Consider the following 18726-nt stretch of genomic DNA (forward strand, 5'->3'; position numbering starts at 1 on the left):
AATTTGCTAAGGAGTGAAAGAAAAATGGAACGTTACGAACAATGGAACAAAAGCTTTATTAATGGAGAATGGGTAGAAGGAGAAAGCGGCCGCACCTATGATATTTTGAATCCGTATGATCGGTCGGTTGTTGCCTCTGTCCCGTTAGCGACAGTTGAACAGCTTCACCGTGCGTTTGAAGCGGCAGGTGAAGCGCAAAAGGAGTGGGGGCGCTCCTCAGCTGCTCAGCGAAAAGAAGTATTGCACAAAGCGATGGAATATTTACAAGCAAATCGTGAGGAGATCGTCGATTTGATTGTTCGCGAAACAGGGGGCACTTTATTGAAGGCGAATGTCGAGTTTCATTTGGCTCTCGAGCTCTTCGAAGAGGCGTTGCATTATGTCGATGAAGTGCGGACTGTGAGAGAGGTGCCTTCGAATATAGAGGGGAAAGTCAACTACATCTACCGATTGCCATTGGGTGTGATTGCTTCCATTTCTCCTTTCAACTTTCCATTAAACTTATCGCTGCGAACGATTGTGCCGGCGATCGCTCTGGGCAACACTGTTGTGCATAAACCTGATATTCAAGTCGGGCTTGTCGGGGGAGTGGTGATCGCCCGAGCGTTTGAGTATGCCGGGCTGCCGAAAGGGGTATTGAACGTTTTGTTAACCGACATTGATGAGATTGGTGATGAGATGTTGACCAACCCACACCCACGCCTCATCAGCTTCACGGGGTCGACGGCGGTAGGCAGACGAATTGGGGAGATCGCCGGCAGACAGTTAAAACGAGTGGCGTTGGAATTAGGAGGAAACAGCCCATTTGTCGTTTTATCTGACGCCGACGTAGATCAAGCGGTTAATGCAGCTATTTTCGGAAAATTCATTCACCAAGGACAAATTTGCATGATCATCAATCGCATCATCGTCCACGAGAGCAAGTATGACGAATTTGTTGAGAAGTTCGTGCAAAGAGCGGCTGCGCTCCCGTGCGGCGATCCGCGCGATCCGAGCACTGTGATCGGACCGATCATCAACGAAAAGCAAATGCAAAAGGCGTTGCAAATGATCGAAGAAGCAAAACGAGAAGGTATTCGAATGGCTTTGGAAGGAAAGCGAATCGGTAATGTGCTGACCCCGTATGTATTTGTGGATGTCGATCCAGCGAGCAAGCTCGCCCAAACAGAGTTGTTTGCCCCCATTGCTGTGGTGATTAAGGCGAGAACAGACGAAGAGGCGATCGCTATCGCCAACCAAACGGAATATGGGCTCAGTTCCGCCATTTTTACAAGTGATGTTGAAAAAGGAAAAGAATGGGCGCTGCAAATTGACAGCGGTATGACACATATTAACGATCAAACGGTCAATGACGCTCCGAACATTCCGTTTGGCGGCAATAAAGCAAGCGGCCTAGGCCGTTTTGGAAACCCATGGGTGGTCGATGAATTTACGACGGTGAAATGGGTGTCCGTGCAGACGAAGGCAAGAACGTATCCGTTTTAATAGAGAAAAGCCTGGGAGATCGGGTTTAGTCGGATCTTCCAGGCTTTTTGTGATGATACGGCAGCTGTTCATCTTTTGGTCATTGGTTGCACTTATTTAGCAGAGAGGGAGAGAACCCTTTAGTCATAATATCCGAGCAGCAATGAAATGTCTCGGGCGGCTTGGCAGGCGAGCTCAACCAGCCGGAGAATGTTTGCTTGAGTGATCCGCTGATTCGGCCCGACGATGCTGACGGCGGCGACGACATCACCGGAATAGTCACGGATCGGAGCGGCGATGCTTGTCGCTCCTTCATGCAGTTCGTCGATGCAGACGGCGTACCCTTGCTGGCGGATGGTGGCTAACTGGCGGATGAACTCGTTACGGTCAGTCACCGAGTTCGGTCCGTATTTTGGCAGCCCGCGGCGGAGAATGCTTTCTACTATCGATTTCGGACTGAACGCTAGAATGACTTTTCCTGAGCTTGTGCACGTGCACGGGTTGCTTCGGCCAATATGAGAGAGCAGGCGCACTGGGTGTGGACATTCGATTTTGTATAAGTAAACGATTCGGTCGTCTTCCAACACAGATAAATGAACAGCTTCATTAGCTTCCTTCATCAATGATTCCAGGATCGGAACAGCGTCCTTAAATATTTCAGTATGCAGATCAATCACTCCACTTAAATGCAAAATAGAAAGGCCAAGGCGGTATTTGCGTGTTTTCTTGTTTTGCTCGAGAAATCCTTCCTTTTCTAATAGGGTGGCTAGTCGGTGAACGGTCGTCTTGTGCAGCCCAAGTCGTTGCGCCATCTCTGTAACGCCCAGCTCCGGTGTTTCAACAGAAAATAAGCGCAAAATGCGCATCCCGTTTTTAACAGAGGAAAGAGTATCCGCCGCTTTTTCCAAGTAAGACACCTCCTTTTGGTTTTCATGCCATCTGTGCTTGCTCTATAAATTTGGCGGACAGCTTTACAGTTTGGCAGAAATCGCATGGGCTGTTTGCATGACAAGCTGTACGAGATGAGGGATGGAACGGTCGTTGATGCGTTGGATCGGTCCAGCGATCGAAACAGAATAGCGCACCTCCCCATTGCGGTGGGGGATTGGGGCGCTGATTGACGTCACCCCTTCATGAAGTTCTTCTCGGCTGATGGCATAGCCTTGTTGTTTGACTTGTGCGAGTTTTTCTAGAAGTGTAGACGGTGAGGTGATCGTTCTTGGTGTAAACGCTGGGAGTCCACGGGCGATGATGCGGTCGATCGTCTCTCTTGGTTGATAAGCGAGAATGGCTTGACCGGTGCTCGTGCAAAACGCCGGGTTTTTTTTGCCGACGTAAGAAAGAAGACGAATCGGGTGATCGCACTCTACTTTGTGCAAATAAATGACATCAGCGCCGTGCAGGGTGGCGATATGTGCGCTTTCTCCTGATAGCGAAACAAGTTCTTGCAAGAAAGGGAGAGCGATCTGGCAAATCGGAAATCGGGAATGAATGATTTTTCTCATTGCCAATAAAGAAGCACCGAGGGAGTATAGGTTGGTTTTCGCGTCTTTTTTGACAAATCCCTCGCTTTTTAACGTTTGCAGCAGCCGATGGGCGGCGCTTTTGCTGATATTCAGCCTTTCGGAAATATCGGTGATGCTAAGTTCTGTTTCATCCATCGAAAATAGTTGCAGCAGTCTCAAGGCATTTTCTAATGACGAAAAAGACGTTCGAGTTTTGCGAACTTCCACGAGTTGCTCTGCCTCCTTCGTTTAATAAGAAATCGTTTTCAAAAAATCTTACCATGTTTCGTATAGAGGAATACAAAACTTTTATACGGGACAATAATAGTATAACATAACTTTCAGAACGTTTTAAATATTGTAAATGTGATTAAAGAAAATAGAAAGAGGGGATCGAAAAGCGAATGGAGTTGTCGGTTCGAGAGATGGAGCTGAGTTTGAAACAGTATCAGCTTCATAAAATCAATGAATTGCTTGTTTTTGTCACTCAGTTTAATGAGTTTTACAAGGAGAAGTTTCGCGATATTTGCTTGCCAATCCAAACCATGGATGATTTTCGGAAGTTGCCTTTTACAACGAAAGAAGAGCTTGTGCAAGACCAACAGCTCTACCCGCCGTTTGGCCGGAACCACTGCTACCCGGAAACGAGCTATGTCCGCTATCATCAAACATCCGGCACGTCCGGCAAGCCGCTGAAAATTTTGGATACGGAAGAAAGCTGGAACTGGTGGCGGGATTGTTGGGTTGAAGTATTGAAATCAAGCGGAGTGACAAACCGCGACCGCCTGTTTTTGGCGTTTTCGTTCGGACCGTTTATCGGTTTTTGGTCTGCCTATGAGGCGGCGAAAAAAATGGGAACGCTTGTCATCCCCGGAGGCGGCCAGTCGTCGAAGGAGCGGTTGTACAGCATGATTGAAAACCGGGCGACCGTATTGCTTTGCACGCCGAGCTATGCCCTTCATTTATCCGAAGTGGCTGAGGAAATGGGCATCGATTTACCATCGACGCCGATCAGAGCCATCATCACCGCAGGAGAGCCGGGGGGATCGGTGCCGTCAACGCGGGAGCAAATTGAAACACGCTGGGGAGCGGCCGTGTACGATCATGCCGGGATGACGGAAATGGGAGCGTACGGCTACTCATGTTCGGCTCGCAACGGGCTTCATATTAACGAAGCACAATTTTTGGCGGAAATCATCGATCCGGAAACATTGCAGCCGGTGAAGGAAGGGGAGCGCGGAGAGCTTGTGCTTACCAACTTCAGCCGTTACGGTTACCCACTTATTCGTTACCGGACGAGAGATATCGTGCTTTGTTCGTCAGCGCCATGTTCTTGTGGCAATTCGTATCGCTTTTTACCTGGTGGGATTATTGGACGGGCTGATGACATGGTTGTTGTTCGTGGCGTTAACATTTTTCCATCGTCGATTGAAACGATTGTTAGGGAATTTATGGAGATTAAAGAATTTCGCATTGTCTATTACACAGAGCACGAAATGAATCAAGTAAAAGTGCAAATCGAGTCGGAAGAGGATGTCGGGCGGCGTTTAGCCGACCGTCTCAGAGAACGGATTGGCATTCGAATTGATGTCGAACGGGTCCCGTCGGGATCATTGCCACGTTTCTCCATGAAAGCGAAACGGGTCATTGACGAGCGCAACCGTCCGCAACAAGTGAGCTGACCATGATAGGAAAATGGAAAGGAGAAGAGACGATGAACCAACCAAACGTTCAACGGCGCCCTGTTCTCGTTGTCGGGGCAGGACCGATCGGATTAACTGCGGCCTTGGCATTGCGTCATTTCGGACTGCCGGCGACGGTGATCGAGGCGGAGCCAAAAGACCGCCTTCGGCCGGGGAGCCGGGCGATCTACTTCCATAAGGCGACGTTGCAACATTTAGAGGATATTTTCCCTGGGTTGGGCAGGACCTTTGCCAAACACGGCGTCGTATGGCCGATCAAGCGCACCTTGTTCCGTGGCAAGGAGGTGTATATGAAGCGGTATCCGGCTCCTGATCCGAATGCGCTTCCACCGTTTACAAGCTTGCCGCAAGTCGAGGCGGAGAAGTTTTTGTATCAAGCCTGCCTGGAGGCAGGGGTCGAATTCGTCTGGGAGACGCCGGTTGCCGATGTCAAAACCGATGAGGAAGGAGCCACTGTCATCACGGCATCTGGCGAACAATGGTCGTGCGATTATCTCATTGCGGCTGACGGGGCTCGTTCGACTGTCCGCCAGTCGGTCGGCATCGAAATGGAAGGGCCGCGGACGAAAGACTACTTTGTCGTCGTGGATGTCAAAGAAGATGAAGCCGATCCGCTGCCGCTTGAGCGGGTGTTTCATTACCAGCATCCGGCTGTGGGTGGCCGCAACGTTCTCTTTGTACCGTTTGCCGGCGGGTGGCGCATTGATTTGCAATTGCTTGACGGCGATGATCCGGAGCAGTTCGGCAGTGTGGACGGCGTGAAGCAATGGCTGCCGAAAGTGATGCCGGAAAAATACGCGGACCGTATTACGTGGGTGTCGACGTACCGCTTTTTCCAGGTGGTTGCGAAGTCGCTCACTGACCGCCATCACCGTGTGCTGTTGGCTGGCGAAGCGGCCCACCTGTTTGCTCCGTTAGGGGCCCGCGGCATGAACTCCGGCGTGCCGGATGCGATTATGGCGGCCAAGGCGATTCAGACGGCGCTTCAGGCCAACACGCGCGAAGAAGCAAAAGCAGCCATTGCGGCCGCTGCGAATGAGCGTCTGATCGCAGCGCGATACAACCGCGATTGTGCGGGGATTGCGTTGGAGCACATTCAAGGAACGGATCCAGCGATCAATATGAAACGCGAAGTGGCCGCTTCATTGGCGCCGATTTTGCCGCGTCTTGGCAAATGGCTTGATGAAGGACCGTACGGGCCGAAATCGGGGCCGCCGCAGCTGTCAACGAAATATTGACGAGGAGGAATTGCGATGGAGTATTCTTTCCGAGTCCATTGGGGAGATACGGATGCGGCTGGCATTGTTTTTTACCCGAATTTTTATAAATGGATGGACGAAGCGACGCACCACTTTTTCGCCAGCCTTGGGCGTTCGACGTGGAAGTTGTTTCAAGAAGAGCGAATCGGCATGCCGATTGTCGAAGCAAAATGCGTATTTCATGCCCCGCTCTTTTTCGAGGATCAAGTTTGTGTCAAATCGGCAGTCGCTGAGCTGCGGGAGAAATCGTTTCGCATCCACCATCAGTTTTTTCGAGGAGGCCAGCTTGTGGCTGAAGGATATGAAGTGCGCGTGTGGACGACGTTTGCCGGAGACAGACCGAAAGCGGCTCCCCTTCCAGCCGAGCTTCGCGAAAAGATGAAAAGAGAAGGGGCAATGATCAGATACAAGGAGGGATCATGATGAAAATGATCAACTACCGATTAGGTGATGTGGTGTGTGCTGGATGCATTGTGGATAATCAAGTCATCGACCTTCATCAAGCATATGTAGCGCGGCTTCGAGCCAAGGGATGCCCGCGTGCCGAACAGCTCGCCGCGGCGCTTGTTCCACCCAATACGATCGAGCTGCTCGAAGGTGGGGAAAAAAGTCTAGAAGAGGCGCAAAAGGCGGTGGAATTTGCTTTGGAAAACGGGCTGGTGATCGACCGGGCCAACGTCAAAATCGAAGCGCCGATATTAAAACCAAACAAAATTGTTTGCGTCGGTCACAATTACCGTGAACACATTTTGGAAATGAAACGGGAACTGCCGGAATACCCCGTCATCTTTGCCAAATTTAGCAACACGATCATCGGTCCGGAAGATAACATTCCATTGCCACCGATCACGAGTCAGCTCGATTACGAAGCGGAATTTGCCTTCGTCATCGGCAAGCGGGCGCGGAATGTCAAGCAGGCGGAGGCGCTTGAGTATGTCGCCGGGTACACGATTGTCAATGATGTGACAGCAAGAGATTTGCAGCGGCGGACGATCCAATGGCTGCAAGGAAAAACGCTTGATGGGAGTGCGCCGATGGGACCGTGGCTTGTCACGAAGGACGAAATTCCGGATCCGCATTCGCTCGAAATTTCATTGAGCGTTAACGGGGAAGAGCGGCAACGGTCGAATACGAAAAACTTGGTGTTTAATGTTCATTATCTGGTAGAGTTTTTGTCGCATATCATGACGCTTGAACCAGGAGATGTCATTTGCACAGGAACGCCGGGCGGTGTCGGGGTCGCCCGCAATCCGCAAGTCTTTTTGCAGCACGGCGATGTCGTGCGCATTGAGGTAGAGCGCATTGGCGTGCTCGAAAATCGCGTTGCCGCCGTGCCAAGTCAGGTGGAGGTGGAGTCGTCATGCCGTTGATTGAGCAATATCGGCAAGAAATCAAAGAAACCGTGGAGAGGATCATTCAAAAAGTCAGCTCATTGACGGAGGAGGTGATCCGCTGGAAGCCGTCTGCTGATGAATGGTCGATCATGGAAATTCTTTGCCACGTCGAAGAAGTGATCGGCTATTGGACAAGGGAGCTTGTACGCGTCATTCAAGCCGGCGGCGGGGAGTGGGGCCGGGGGCTCAATGATGAAGCGAGGCTGGCGGCGGTTCGTCAAGCAGACTCTCGCACTGTCAGCGACGTCATCCATGGGATTAAGAAAGCAGCGAAATTTGCGGATGAACAGCTGGAACGGTTGAGAGATGATCAGTTGGCTCTTGAAGCCCCACATCGCAACCCGAAATTTGGCGTCAAGCCGATGACGTTTTTAGTCGAGCATTTTTTGACCGAGCATTTGGCCGGCCATTTGCGGCAAATTGAACGAAATTTAGGCAAACATAAGGCCGCTCAATCAAAACAATGAGAAAGGGGAAATTCATGTGGCGGAAAAAAATCCTTTTTTCCAAAGCAAAGAAGTGAAAGAGTTTACGAAAAAAATTGAACAATACCATTTAGGTCCGCTTTGGGAAGCGATTCCGGACTTGATGCATAAAGAGCCGAGACCGGAAGCAGTGCCGTATTTATGGAAAGGAGAGACGATCCGCAAGCTGCTTTTGGAGGCGACGCAAATTTTCACGCCGGAACGTGGCGGCGAGCGCCGGGCAATTTACTTGCAAAACCCAGGGCTTAAACAGCGCCAGCCGTGGGGATGGGCGTCAACGACTAACACACTATATGCGGCTGTCCAGCTTATTTTGCCAGGTGAAACGGCGCCGTCTCACCGTCATACGCAAAATGCGATGCGGTTTATCACAGACGGAAAAGGGGCGTATTCGATCGTCCAAGGAGAGCGGTTGTTCATGGAGGAAGGCGACTTTCTTATCACTCCGGGCGGATTATGGCACGGCCACAGTCATCCAGGAGAAGGACCGATGTTTTGGATGGATTGCTTGGATATTCCGTTTATTTACGCCACAGGTGGAACGTTTTTTGAACCTTATCCGGATGGCATTGAGCCGCCGTCGCTTCCAGATGACTACTCGGCGCGCAAGTATCGCGGCGGCATGGTTCGGCCGATCGGCGACCGAAAGCCGCAAGTCGCACCGCTTGGATTGTACAAGTGGAAACAGACCGAAGCGGCGTTGGAAGGGTTAAGCGATTTTGAACCGGATCCGTATGATGGCATTGCGGTCGAGTACATCAATCCGTCCAATGGTCAGACAGCCAATCCGAACATCGGTGCATGGATGCAAAAACTGCCGGTTGGCTACCATTCAAAGGCGCACCGCCACACGTATTCGGCGATTTACCACGTGTTCAAAGGCGAAGGATATACAGTCATCAACGGTATTCGGTTCAACTGGACAAAAGGCGATTATTTTGTCATCCCGAACTGGGCTTGGCACGAACATGTGAACACATCCAAAGAGGATGCGCTTCTCTTCTGCGCCAACGATTTGCCGATCATGGAAAAGCTCAGATTGCAGCGTGAAGAAGCGTACCCGAATAACAACGGATATCAATCGGTCGTCGGGGAGTTTGAGGCGGAGGTAGTGCGTAGCTAGATCATTGTTCCCCTGTGGTTGTGAATTGCTACAGGGGATTTCCCTTAATTTGTTTTGAAAGAAGGAATGGAAAGATGGCAAGGGAAATTCACATTAATCACTGGATTGATGAGCAACCGTTAAATCGGTTTCACATAAGTTTATTGTTTATGTGTATGTTGATTATCATTGCTGATGGTTATGATATGTTTATGTTTGGTGCCATCGTCCCGTCTCTCATGAAGGAGTGGGGGATAGGACCAGTTGAAGCGGGGGCGTTGAACAGCTATGCGTTGATCGGCATGATGATTGGGGCGATGATTTTTGGACCGTCAGCAGACAGATTTGGACGTAAAAATGTGATCCTTCTATGTTTTTGCCTCTTTAGCTTATTTACGTTTACGTCCGGATTTTCCCAAAGCAGCACATCATTTGGAGTTCAGCGTTTTTTTGCTGGGCTGGGATTAGGCGGGGTAATGCCTAATCTTATTGCACTAATGACAGAGTATACTCCAAGCAAATGGAAAAGTACACTAGTATCCATTATGTTTAGCGGCCATGCGTTTGGTGGCATTATTGCCTCTGCGGGAGCTATTTATTTAATTCCTCATCTTGGGTGGAGGGCAGTCGTCTGGTTAGGATTGATTCCTCTAGTTTTTCTTCCATTTTTCTATCGGAAGATGCCAGAATCTGTTTATTTTTATCTTCGCCATCACCAAACCGATCGGTTGCTCTCGGTATTTCGTCGCCTCACTCAACAAATGATATCGGATGATGAACAAATTCAATGGGTGGAGAATGGCGAGCAGAAAACAAGTTTTCCAGTGACTTGCTTGTTTCGCGAACATCGAGGATGGAGCACCGCGATGTTTTGGGTCTCGTTTTTTATGTGTTTGCTTGTCATGTATGGATTAAGCACATGGTTGCCTAAAATCATGCAAGAGGCTGGATATCCGCTTGGATCCAGTTTAACATTTTTAGTTACCTTGAATAGTGGTGCTGTAATAGGTGCTATTATTGGTGGAAGATTAGCTGATCTTTTCGGTGCACGCAAAATCTTAATTCTCTTTTTTGTTATCGCCTTTTTGACATTAATGTCATTAAGTCTAAAACCAAATGTGATCCTTCTTTATATACTTATTGGCATTGCTGGAGGAACAACAACAGGTACACAAATTGTGGCTAATTCTTATGTTTCTCAATACTATCCAACAGAGATGCGTTCGACAGGAATCGGTTGGGCGCTTGGTGTGGGCAGAATTGGTGGGATTGCAGGACCTGTGATGGGCGGTATTCTATTAAACCACCATCTTTCCTTATATGGAAACTTTTTGGCTTTTGCACTCCCTTGTCTTGTATCCGCTGTTGCAATTTGGCTCGTTCAAGAGAAGTATAGTCAGCGTTGGCTTGAACAGTCAAGTAATTATTTAGCGTAATGATGAGGTGTGGAGGAGGGAAATGGATGAGTTCCATTGCTGCAAACAATATAAATGTAATCCGTGAGGAGAATATGTCGCTCTGTTATTTACTTGACCGTCTTGAAGCAGTCAATTGGTTATCTTCTTTTGGTGGGCAAGGAGATGATCAAGTGGAGCAGGCGCTTCACAAGTTTGTTCATTTTTTCGGCCTTGATGGTATAGGAATCAGATGGTTGCAGAAAAACGAACTGGTTTCTTTCATTGAGGAGATCCGCCTTGAAAACGATGATAGTTGGAGAGTGTTAAGACACATTCCCGAACAATTGAGACAGCAAACTGAGCAAACAGGGAGGTCGAGATTGCTTTCGGCGATTGCTGATGAAGTTCCAGCTGTTATTTTCCAACATAGTTTTGATGCGATCTTCGAGGTATTAAGACCGTATGGCAACAAGGTTGTGACCACTGCGGTTGGGTATATGATGTACATCGGTGGAATGGCTTGTGCATGGGAGGTATTATCTGATCTAGAAGGATGGAAGGAAAACCCATTTCTTTATCTTGTTTCTGTGTTGGAGAGCGGCCATTGGCCATTAGGGATAGTTAATCGAAAATTTGTCGTTATTTAGGTGGTTGTCGAACATGTTTGTGTACCCTTGCTACGGTGCAGTAGAGAGTAAACGCTGATATAGAACAACTAAAAACAGTTTTGACTTTTAACATTTTTCCAAAAGAAGTGTCCCACTTCGAAACGAAGTGAAAGCGGGAGATGAATGCCGGTTGGCTTTAGGCAACCCATACGATCGAATATGGTTCAAACGGACAACTTCGGAACGAAGGGAAGCATAGAGGGTTCTTGTGTGTGGCTTGCCATTGGGCGAACACGCACAAGTCGCTTGAAGCCCCCACCTCTAAGCGAAGCGTAGGTGGTGGGTAGTTCACGTAGAAAAGCCCTGGCTATTGTTTGGTAAGGCTGCCAGGGCTCTTTGCATGCCGAGTGTGGAGTTGCGCGTAGTAGTGAAAGTTTTGAGTAGGGGGAAGGCAAGCTGATGGATCGTCGGGTAACGAAAAAGAAAATTCGACAAGACACGGGGGTTTTAATACATATTCAATGCCGTTTTGCCCCGCTTGATCTCCTTTTTGTTTTCAAACAGCTCTTCGACCAAAATGTTTTGGCCGTTGGCGACATCGGTGAGCCGTTTGTCCATGTCGGCCACTTGCTGGCTTAATTGGCTGAGTTGTTCATTCGTTTGCTGCACTTGTTTGGCGAGCTGGTCGACTTGCTCATGAGTTTGCTGTACTTGGTGGTTCAGCTGCTGCACTTGGCTGTTAAGGTGTTGGACTTGTTGGCCCAGTTGCTGCACTTGCTCGTTTGTTTGTTGCACCTGTTGACCGAGCTGCTGCACTTGCTCGTTTGTTTGTTGCACCTGTTGGCCCAGTTGCTGCACTTGTCCGTTCGTTTGTTGCAGCTGCTCGGCAAGTTCTTTAATGGCTTGCCAAATCATTTCATTTGTAATATCCCCCATTCGACAATCTCCTTTCTCGTTCGATTCTCTCTCTATTATACATGACGAAAGATGGGAACGATAGAGAAAAGATGGCGAAATGTTTTTCTTTGCGGCGCGCCCCCTCGATGTGATATAACAAAAGAATGTCAACAGTACACTATTGGAGGATGGGCACTGTGATCCGTGTCAGCCATTTGCATAAATCGTTCCGCGTCCATCGCCGCGATGCGGGATGGCTTGAGGCGGTGCGTCATTTATGGCGGCGCGACTATCGCGTCATTGAGGCGGTGAAGGACGTTTCGTTTACGATTGAGAAAGGGGAAATCGTCGGCTTTTTAGGGCCAAACGGGGCGGGGAAAACGACGACGATGAAAATGTTGGCCGGCCTCTTGCATCCGACGTCAGGGGAGATCACGGTCGGCGGGTTTGTGCCGTTTGAGCAAAAGCCGGAGTTTAAAAAAATGATGAGCTTGGTGATGGGGCAAAAAAGCCAGCTCATTTGGGACATTCCGCCAATGGAGACGTTTTTGGTCAATAAAGCGATTTATGACATCGACGATCGGTCGTTCCGCCAGACGCTCGAGGAATTGACGGAACTGCTCGACTTGGCGCCGCTTCTTGACAAGCCGACGCGCAGTCTGTCGCTTGGCCAGCGGATGCGCTGCGAGCTGGCGGCGGCGCTGTTGCATCGGCCGCACGTGCTGTTTTTGGATGAGCCGACGATCGGGCTTGACGTCCATACGCAGGAAAACGTGCGTCGCTTTATCGTGGACTACAATCGGGAGCACGAGACGACGATTTTGTTGACGTCGCATTACATGGGGGATGTCGCGGCGCTTTGCGACCGGGTGATGATCATTAACTACGGGCGATTGATTTACGACGGGGATCTGTCGGTGCTGACGGAGAAGCTGGCGCCGTACAAGCGGCTCGAGGTTCGGTTTTCTCGGCTGCCAAATGTCGATTGGAGCGAGTACGGCGAAGTGGCGGAAATCGAAGAAGGGACGATTGTGCTCAGGGTGGCGCGCGAGACGGCGGCGGAGACAGCAGCGCGGTTGTTGGAACGATTTGACGTCCGCGATATCAACATCGAAGACCCGCCGCTTGAGGAAGTGATTGCGCGCGCGTTTTGGGAGGATCGTGTATGATTCGCAAATACATGGCCCTGTTGCGGATGAAATATATCGAAATGCTCGCGTATCGACTCGCGACGTTCGTCTGGATGACGGGCGCCATCACGCAGCCGCTCATTACGATGTTTGTCTGGATGAACATTCATCCGGAAGAGAGCGAGTCGTTTCTATTCTATTTTATGGCCGTCATTTTTGTCGAACGAATGACGAGCGCGTGGGATGTATGGGAGCTTGACCGTGAAATCCGCGAAGGGACGTTTTCGAATTTGCTGCTTAGGCCGCTTCATCCGATCCATTGGGCGATCGCGGAAAATATCGTTTACAAATGGCTGTTTGCCTTCATTTTAGTGCCTGTCTGGGTAGTGGCAGCGGTATTTTGGCCGGCGCTTCGCCCGCATATGACGGCAGGGCAAGCGGTGCTGTTTTTGGCGGCGGTCGTATTGGGTGCGGCGCTTCGGTTTTTGTTGAGCTACTCGTGCGGGCTGCTCGCGTTTTGGGTCACAAAGGTGGCGGCGGTGTACGGCGTGATCGATGTCATTTCGTTGTTTTTATCGGGCAGAATTGCGCCGCTTGAAATGCTGCCGCCGGCGCTTCGCGAATGGAGCGAATGGCTGCCGTTCCGCTATATGATCAGTTTTCCGATTGAAATCGCCACCGGGGCGGTGGATGGAGGAGAGTTGGCGCGCGGCTTTGCGGTGGCGGCCGGGTGGATGGCCGTGTTTGTCGCGGGGGTGCAGTGGCTTTGGAAAGCAGGAATGCGAAAAAACCAGGCGGTAGGTGGATGAACATGCGGCGATACGGGCGGGTGTTCCGCGAGTTTTTCCGCGCTTGTTTGGTCGAGGAAATGGAATACCGGAGCGAATTTTTCGGCAATTTTATCGCCAGCTTTTTTGGCGTCGGCATCGCCCTGCTCACCGTCCATATCTTTTTTTACCAGACGGACCGCTTGGGCGGCTGGACGTATGGGGAAGTGCTTGTGCTGCTCGGCGTTTTTAATACGCTGCGCGGATTCATTGACTTTGCGCTCCGCCCGAACATGCCGCGGCTGCTTGAGCATGTCCGGCGCGGCACGCTCGATTATATTTTGACGAAGCCGGTCGACAGCATGTTTTACGTCAGCTTCCGCCATCTTGTCTTTTGGCGGCTGATCGATGTAGCGCTTGGCCTCGGCGTCATCGGCTACGGCTTGTATGTCGAACGCTACGTGCCGTCGGCGGCGGACGTCTTGATGTTTTTCGTCGTGATGACCGCGTCACTCTTGCTTATTTATTCGTTATGGATGATGCTCATGACGACGTCGTTTTGGGTGGTGCGCATTGATGATTTGTCGTTTATTTTCGACTCGTTTTTTGACACGGCCCGCTTCCCGGGCAGCATGTACCGCGGCGCGGTGCGCTTCGTGATTACGTACGTTCTGCCGGCGGTGTTGATCACCAATACGCCGGCTTTGGCGCTGCTTGGGAAATGGAGCATGGCTGCGGTGCTGGCGGCTTTGGCTGCGGCCATTCTCTTTTTATGGCTGGCCCGTCGCTTTTGGCGGTTTGCCTTGCGCTTTTACACCGGGGCGGGCGGGTGAGGAAACGGCTCCCTAGACGGGGGCTTTTTTTCTTTAGTCATGGCTATTTGGCCAAGATATCGACGGTGATCGGCAGTATATCGACGAGCATCATGCCGCTCGATTCGCTTCTGGCCGCCGTGAATGATGGGGAAGCGTTCCAGTGTTTATGACTCGAGCGTTCGGTTGACTGTTTCTTTCCTTGCATTGGCTCGGGATGCTCTCCTTTCGCCGGCGACTCCCAGATCCATTTTTTCCATATTGATGGTTGGATGGCGGAGAGAATGGACACGGAGAAGGGGGAGGATGACTGTTTCTTTGCTTTCATATTCGTTGACTTTTACGTAAACGTCAATTAAAATAAAATTCAGAATATTACTTCTAGAAAAGGGATGGCCATGCACTATTTCACCATTTCCGATTTGGCGCAAGAGTTTGATGTGAGCACACGGACGATCCGCTATTATGAAGAACGTGGATTGCTCTCCCCAATCCGGACCGAGTCAGGGCAGCGGCTGTATACGAAAAAGGAGCGGGCGAAACTCAAGCTCATTTTGCGCGGCAAACGGTTCGGCTTTTCGCTCGATGAAATTCATGAGATGATTGCGCTGTTTGATGAGGATCGCACGGGGAAGAAACAGCTTGAAAAAACGGTCGAATACGGGCGGCGGAAATTGAAGGAGGTGAGCGAGCGGATTGAGGATTTGCTGCAGCTGAAGGCGGAGATGGAAGCGCTGCTTTCCGATTTTGAACAGCGATTGCGACAATGGGAGGGATCGGATGGATGAACATTTCAGAGCTGCTTGCCCGGAATGCGAGGAAATTTCCAGAGAAAACGGCGGTCATCGAAGGAGAATCAGCGCTGTCGTATGCCGAGGTCAACCGCATGGTCAATCGCTTGGCCTCATCATTGGCTCGGCTTGGTGTCGGACGCGGCGATAAAGTCGCGCTGTATATGCCCAATACCAAAGAGTTTGCCGTTTCGTACTTTGCCGTTTTGCGCCTCGGCGCCGTGGTTGTGCCGATTAACGCGCGCTTGACGGCGGCTGAGGTGCAGTATATTCTCGGCCATAGCGAGGCAAAGGCGCTCATTGCGCACGATTCGGTGCATCAAGTGCTCGCTCCGCTTGTCGGTGGAAGCGATGGGATCTGGATGAAGACCGGGAAGGCGGAAGGCGGTTGGCTGTCGCTCGAGGAGTTGATCGATTCGGGTGATCCAGAAGAGATCGTCTGCCCAGCCAAAGAGGATGATGAGGCGACGATTTTGTATACATCGGGGACAACGGGGCGGCCAAAAGGGGTGTTGTTCACGCATCGCAATGTGATCACGGTTGCGGACATGATCGTGATCGAAACGAAAATCGACCGTCAAAGCCGCCTGCTGCATCTCATGCCGCTCAGCCACTCGGCGCCACTTCATTTGTTTTTCATAGGCGGCACGTATGTCGGCGCGACCCATGTCTTGGCTCCTTCCTTTTCCCCGGATGCCTTGCTTGAACTCGTTGAGCGCCATAAGATCACCCACTTTTTTGGCGCGCCGGTGGCGTACTTGTTGACGGCAAAGCACCCGCGCTTTGACGAATACGACCTTTCTTCGGTCCGCTGCTGGATGTACGGCGGGGCGCCGCTGTCGCGCGAGGAAGTGAAGTTTGTCGCCAGCCGTTTTGGCGCCGGGCGGATGATGGGTTTATACGGTTTGACTGAAGCGGGCCCGAACGGCACGTACTTGTCCCCTGAGGAGCATGGCGAAAAAGCGGGAAGCGTCGGCCGCTATGCCGCTCTTCATTGCGAGGTGGCCATCGTCGATGAGAACGGACAGGAAGTTGCGCCCGGCGAGGTCGGGGAGATCGTGTTGCGCGGGGAGAGCATCATGAAAGGATACTATAAGGACGAAGAAAAAACGAACGAGGTGATCAAAGACGGCTGGCTGTACACCGGCGATTTGGCGCGCCGCGATGAAGACGGCTACATTTGGATCGTCGACCGGAAAAAAGATGTCATCATTTCCGGCGGTGTCAACATTTATCCAAAGGAAGTCGAAGATGTGCTGCGGACGCATCCGGCGATCGCCGATGTTGCCGTGATCGGCGTGCCGCATCCGGAGTGGGGCGAAACGGCAAAAGCGTTTGTTGTATTGAGCCAACCGCTCGAACCGCTTGCGGAAGAGTGCAAGCGCTTCCTATCTGACAAGCTGGCTGACTATAAAATTCCGCGTCTGTATGAGGCGATCGCGGAGCTGCCGCGCAATGCGACGGGAAAAGTGTTGAAACAAGTGCTGCGGACGCGGGAGACGACGGCGCAAGGAAGATAGGGAGCGTTGGGGGCGGCGCAATCGATCGCCTAGCCGTCTTGATAGAGTTCCAAAATTGTGGGGGGACGAAAATCGAAGAAAGGGGAGAGACGATGAAACCGCTTCGTGAAGTTGATCCGAATTTGTTGGCGAATTTGAAACGGCATTTGGATGACGAATTGTACCGGTATGCGGAAGAAAAGCTCGCGTCGTTTTACGAGTTTTGTTTGACGGACGTCGACCGCCGCGCTGTGCATACCGACCGCGAAGGGCAGCCGCGCCTCATTAAGTACGACCGGTTTGGAAACGACATTTCTGAAGTGTGGGTGAACGAAGGATACGAGCAGACGGCAAAACAGACGTACGAAACGGGGATTGTCGGCTATGTGCACAAGCCGATTCCCGAGCTTGGGAGAAAAGGAAACTATGTTTATTCATATGCCCAAGGGTATATCTTATCCCAAGCCGAGCCTGGGTTTTACTGCCCGGTGACGCTGACGATGGCGACCGCCTATGTGCTCGAGCATTTTGCCGATGAAAAGCTGAAGGCGACGTATTTGCCCCATGTCATCTCCACCGGGGAAGTCGAGTTGTACGAAGGAGCGACGTTTTTAACCGAGCGCCAAGGCGGGTCGGACGTTGGTGCCAATGCGGTGCGCGCCGTGCCGTGCGGCGATCATTATCAGTTATACGGGGAAAAATATTTTGCCAGCAACGCCGGCCGCTGCGGCGTGGCGCTCGTGTTGGCGCGCATCGACGGGAGCGGGCCGGGGACGAAAGGGCTGAGCTTGTTTCTCGTCCCATGGCGCAACGAGGATGGGACATTAAACGGCATCACCATCCGCCGCTTAAAGGATAAATTAGGGGTGCGCGCCGTGCCGTCCGCCGAAGTCGTGTTTGACGGCGCCAAGGCGTATGTCGTCGGCGATCCGGCGAAAGGCTTCTATTATATGATGGAAGCGCTTAATCTCTCGCGCGTCTGCAATGCGGTTGCTTCCGTCGGCATCATGAAGCGGGCGCTTGAAGAGGCGAAACAATACGCCGAGCGGCGCACTGCCTTTGGCCATGTGTTGACGGATTACCCGATGGTGCGTGAGACGCTTGCCAATTTGACGGCGAGACAGGAAGTGGAAACGAGCGCCTGCTTTGACATGATCGCCTTGTTTGACCGCGTCATGACTGCGCCGCATGAAGCGAGCGAGGCGGAGAAAGCATGGCTCAGGCTTCTGATTGCGCTCCTTAAGATGCGCACCGCCGAAGAGGCGATCGCGTTCAGCCATGAGGCGATTGAATTGCACGGCGGCAACGGATATATCGAAGATTTTGTCACCCCGCGCCTGCTTCGTGACGCCCAAGTGCTGACCGTTTGGGAGGGAACGGCGAACATTTTGGCGCTCGAGGTGCTGCGTTTGATGCGCAAATATCGCATCCACGAACGGTTTGCCGCCGAGATGCAGGAGCGCCTTGAGCGGTTGACGGCCGAGGTTAAGCCGCTTGCCCGCCCGGTTGAAGAAGGGTTGAAGGAGTTGGTGGCCGCGCTCGCCCGTCTTGGCGGCCAAGCGGATGAGGTGCAGACGTTCCACGCGAAAGCGATTGCCAATCGAATGTGTGATCTGTATTTGAGCATCATCGCCCTTGAACGCGGACAGGAAAACGATCGGAATCAGCGGATCGCCGAGCTGTTTGTGCGTCATGTGTGGGAGCGCGGGCTCGTCGATGAACGCATGACGTCGGTGCGTGAGTTTGACTTGATCGTCAGATGTAAAGGAGCGTCTGCCCCGCTTGCCCATTCGTAAATTGGCGGCATGAAGCGGGCCGTGAGCGAAAGGGATGTTCGTGTTGGGCGGACATCTCTTTTTTTGATTGCCAAATGAGCAATGGAACAAGTAGGATGAAAGAAAAGGGAAAAGCGA

The 18726-nt window shown here is 51.4% G+C and carries 19 protein-coding genes; 15 read left to right on the plus strand and 4 right to left on the minus strand.

Features of this window, described 5'->3' with window-relative positions:
• The first annotated feature begins 24 nt into the window (after positions 1-24).
• Positions 25-1485, plus strand: coding sequence for an aldehyde dehydrogenase family protein (locus GHH_RS07385; protein WP_013523596.1), 1461 nt, complete (start codon positions 25-27; stop codon positions 1483-1485).
• A gap of 119 nt (positions 1486-1604) precedes the next feature.
• On the opposite strand, the gene GHH_RS07390 is transcribed toward GHH_RS07385, so the two are convergent.
• Positions 1605-2372 carry an IclR family transcriptional regulator gene (locus GHH_RS07390; RefSeq protein ID WP_015374669.1) on the minus strand — a complete coding sequence of 256 codons (768 nt, stop codon included), beginning with the start codon at positions 2370-2372 and terminating at the stop codon, positions 1605-1607.
• 63 nt (positions 2373-2435) lie between these two features.
• Entirely contained in the window at positions 2436-3197 is a 762-nt protein-coding gene (locus GHH_RS07395) for an IclR family transcriptional regulator (protein WP_015374670.1), read from the minus strand.
• Positions 3198-3373: 176 nt separating this feature from the next.
• Here GHH_RS07395 and GHH_RS07400 point away from each other — a divergent pair, with 176 nt between their 5' ends.
• The 8 genes from GHH_RS07400 (at position 3374) to GHH_RS07435 (ending at position 10956) form a co-directional block, all read left to right on the plus strand.
• Positions 3374-4651, plus strand: a complete 1278-nt coding sequence (locus tag GHH_RS07400; protein ID WP_015374671.1) for a phenylacetate--CoA ligase family protein — start codon at positions 3374-3376, stop codon at positions 4649-4651.
• 32 nt (positions 4652-4683) lie between these two features.
• Positions 4684-5910 carry an FAD-dependent monooxygenase gene (locus GHH_RS07405; RefSeq protein WP_015374672.1) on the plus strand — a complete coding sequence of 409 codons (1227 nt, stop codon included), beginning with the start codon at positions 4684-4686 and terminating at the stop codon, positions 5908-5910.
• 15 nt (positions 5911-5925) lie between these two features.
• Positions 5926-6354, plus strand: coding sequence for a thioesterase family protein (locus tag GHH_RS07410; RefSeq protein ID WP_013523601.1), 429 nt, complete (start codon positions 5926-5928; stop codon positions 6352-6354).
• Positions 6354-7301, plus strand: a complete 948-nt coding sequence (locus tag GHH_RS07415; protein WP_015374673.1) for a fumarylacetoacetate hydrolase family protein — start codon at positions 6354-6356, stop codon at positions 7299-7301. Before GHH_RS07410 ends, GHH_RS07415 begins: the two co-directional genes overlap by 1 nt.
• Complete coding sequence (locus tag GHH_RS07420) at positions 7292-7792, plus strand: DinB family protein (RefSeq protein ID WP_015374674.1); 501 nt, start codon at positions 7292-7294, stop codon at positions 7790-7792. Before GHH_RS07415 ends, GHH_RS07420 begins: the two co-directional genes overlap by 10 nt.
• Before the next feature lie 16 nt (positions 7793-7808).
• Positions 7809-8933 (plus strand): cupin domain-containing protein, encoded by a 1125-nt coding sequence (locus tag GHH_RS07425; protein WP_013523604.1) that lies wholly within the window; start codon positions 7809-7811, stop codon positions 8931-8933.
• 74 nt (positions 8934-9007) lie between these two features.
• Entirely contained in the window at positions 9008-10348 is a 1341-nt protein-coding gene (locus tag GHH_RS07430) for an aromatic acid/H+ symport family MFS transporter (RefSeq protein ID WP_013523605.1), read from the plus strand.
• A gap of 26 nt (positions 10349-10374) precedes the next feature.
• Entirely contained in the window at positions 10375-10956 is a 582-nt protein-coding gene (locus GHH_RS07435; protein ID WP_013523606.1) for a hypothetical protein, read from the plus strand.
• A gap of 468 nt (positions 10957-11424) precedes the next feature.
• Here GHH_RS07435 and GHH_RS07440 read toward each other — a convergent pair whose 3' ends face one another.
• Positions 11425-11853 (minus strand): hypothetical protein, encoded by a 429-nt coding sequence (locus tag GHH_RS07440; RefSeq protein WP_013523607.1) that lies wholly within the window; start codon positions 11851-11853, stop codon positions 11425-11427.
• A 158-nt stretch (positions 11854-12011) separates the two neighbouring features.
• Between GHH_RS07440 and GHH_RS07445 the strand changes: the two genes are divergently transcribed.
• The 3 genes from GHH_RS07445 to GHH_RS07455 are packed head-to-tail and all read left to right on the plus strand — an operon-like array spanning position 12012 to position 14544.
• Positions 12012-12983: an ATP-binding cassette domain-containing protein gene (locus GHH_RS07445; protein ID WP_015374675.1), complete on the plus strand. Its 972-nt coding sequence runs from the start codon at positions 12012-12014 to the stop codon at positions 12981-12983.
• Complete coding sequence (locus GHH_RS07450) at positions 12980-13753, plus strand: ABC-2 family transporter protein (protein ID WP_015374676.1); 774 nt, start codon at positions 12980-12982, stop codon at positions 13751-13753. The genes GHH_RS07445 and GHH_RS07450 overlap by 4 nt, the downstream gene beginning before the upstream one ends.
• Positions 13754-13755: 2 nt before the next feature.
• Entirely contained in the window at positions 13756-14544 is a 789-nt protein-coding gene (locus GHH_RS07455; RefSeq protein WP_041470464.1) for an ABC transporter permease, read from the plus strand.
• A 43-nt stretch (positions 14545-14587) separates the two neighbouring features.
• Here GHH_RS07455 and GHH_RS07460 read toward each other — a convergent pair whose 3' ends face one another.
• Positions 14588-14851 (minus strand): hypothetical protein, encoded by a 264-nt coding sequence (locus tag GHH_RS07460; protein ID WP_020756589.1) that lies wholly within the window; start codon positions 14849-14851, stop codon positions 14588-14590.
• Positions 14852-14921: 70 nt separating this feature from the next.
• Between GHH_RS07460 and GHH_RS07465 the strand changes: the two genes are divergently transcribed.
• The 3 genes from GHH_RS07465 to GHH_RS07475 all read left to right on the plus strand — a co-directional run bounded on the left by GHH_RS07465 (position 14922) and on the right by GHH_RS07475 (position 18609).
• On the plus strand, positions 14922-15311 hold the full coding sequence (locus tag GHH_RS07465; RefSeq protein WP_013523611.1) for a MerR family DNA-binding transcriptional regulator: 390 nt from the start codon (positions 14922-14924) through the stop codon (positions 15309-15311).
• Positions 15308-16834: a class I adenylate-forming enzyme family protein gene (locus GHH_RS07470; protein WP_015374678.1), complete on the plus strand. Its 1527-nt coding sequence runs from the start codon at positions 15308-15310 to the stop codon at positions 16832-16834. Before GHH_RS07465 ends, GHH_RS07470 begins: the two co-directional genes overlap by 4 nt.
• Positions 16835-16926: 92 nt before the next feature.
• A complete protein-coding gene (locus GHH_RS07475; RefSeq protein WP_015374679.1) occupies positions 16927-18609 on the plus strand; it encodes an acyl-CoA dehydrogenase family protein in 1683 nt (560 codons plus the stop codon).
• Positions 18610-18726: the final 117 nt, after the last annotated feature.

Origin of the sequence: Geobacillus sp. GHH01 (assembly GCF_000336445.1) — a bacterium.
GTDB classification, from domain to species: Bacteria; Bacillota; Bacilli; order Bacillales; family Anoxybacillaceae; genus Geobacillus; species Geobacillus zalihae.

Bases quoted from the DNA above. Each gene is read 5' to 3' on its own strand.
- GHH_RS07440 (WP_013523607.1), bottom strand. From the start codon at position 11,853: ATGGGGGATATTACAAATGAAATGATTTGGCAAGCCATTAAAGAACTT.
- GHH_RS07430 (WP_013523605.1), top strand. From the start codon at position 9,008: ATGGCAAGGGAAATTCACATTAATCACTGGATTGATGAGCAACCGTTA.
- GHH_RS07405 (WP_015374672.1), top strand. From the start codon at position 4,684: ATGAACCAACCAAACGTTCAACGGCGCCCTGTTCTCGTTGTCGGGGCA.
- GHH_RS07435 (WP_013523606.1), top strand. From the start codon at position 10,375: ATGAGTTCCATTGCTGCAAACAATATAAATGTAATCCGTGAGGAGAAT.
- GHH_RS07400 (WP_015374671.1), top strand. From the start codon at position 3,374: ATGGAGTTGTCGGTTCGAGAGATGGAGCTGAGTTTGAAACAGTATCAG.
- GHH_RS07415 (WP_015374673.1), top strand. From the start codon at position 6,354: ATGAAAATGATCAACTACCGATTAGGTGATGTGGTGTGTGCTGGATGC.
- GHH_RS07385 (WP_013523596.1), top strand. From the start codon at position 25: ATGGAACGTTACGAACAATGGAACAAAAGCTTTATTAATGGAGAATGG.
- GHH_RS07420 (WP_015374674.1), top strand. From the start codon at position 7,292: ATGCCGTTGATTGAGCAATATCGGCAAGAAATCAAAGAAACCGTGGAG.
- GHH_RS07470 (WP_015374678.1), top strand. From the start codon at position 15,308: ATGAACATTTCAGAGCTGCTTGCCCGGAATGCGAGGAAATTTCCAGAG.
- GHH_RS07450 (WP_015374676.1), top strand. From the start codon at position 12,980: ATGATTCGCAAATACATGGCCCTGTTGCGGATGAAATATATCGAAATG.
- GHH_RS07455 (WP_041470464.1), top strand. From the start codon at position 13,756: ATGCGGCGATACGGGCGGGTGTTCCGCGAGTTTTTCCGCGCTTGTTTG.
- GHH_RS07410 (WP_013523601.1), top strand. From the start codon at position 5,926: ATGGAGTATTCTTTCCGAGTCCATTGGGGAGATACGGATGCGGCTGGC.
- GHH_RS07475 (WP_015374679.1), top strand. From the start codon at position 16,927: ATGAAACCGCTTCGTGAAGTTGATCCGAATTTGTTGGCGAATTTGAAA.
- GHH_RS07465 (WP_013523611.1), top strand. From the start codon at position 14,922: ATGCACTATTTCACCATTTCCGATTTGGCGCAAGAGTTTGATGTGAGC.
- GHH_RS07460 (WP_020756589.1), bottom strand. From the start codon at position 14,851: ATGAAAGCAAAGAAACAGTCATCCTCCCCCTTCTCCGTGTCCATTCTC.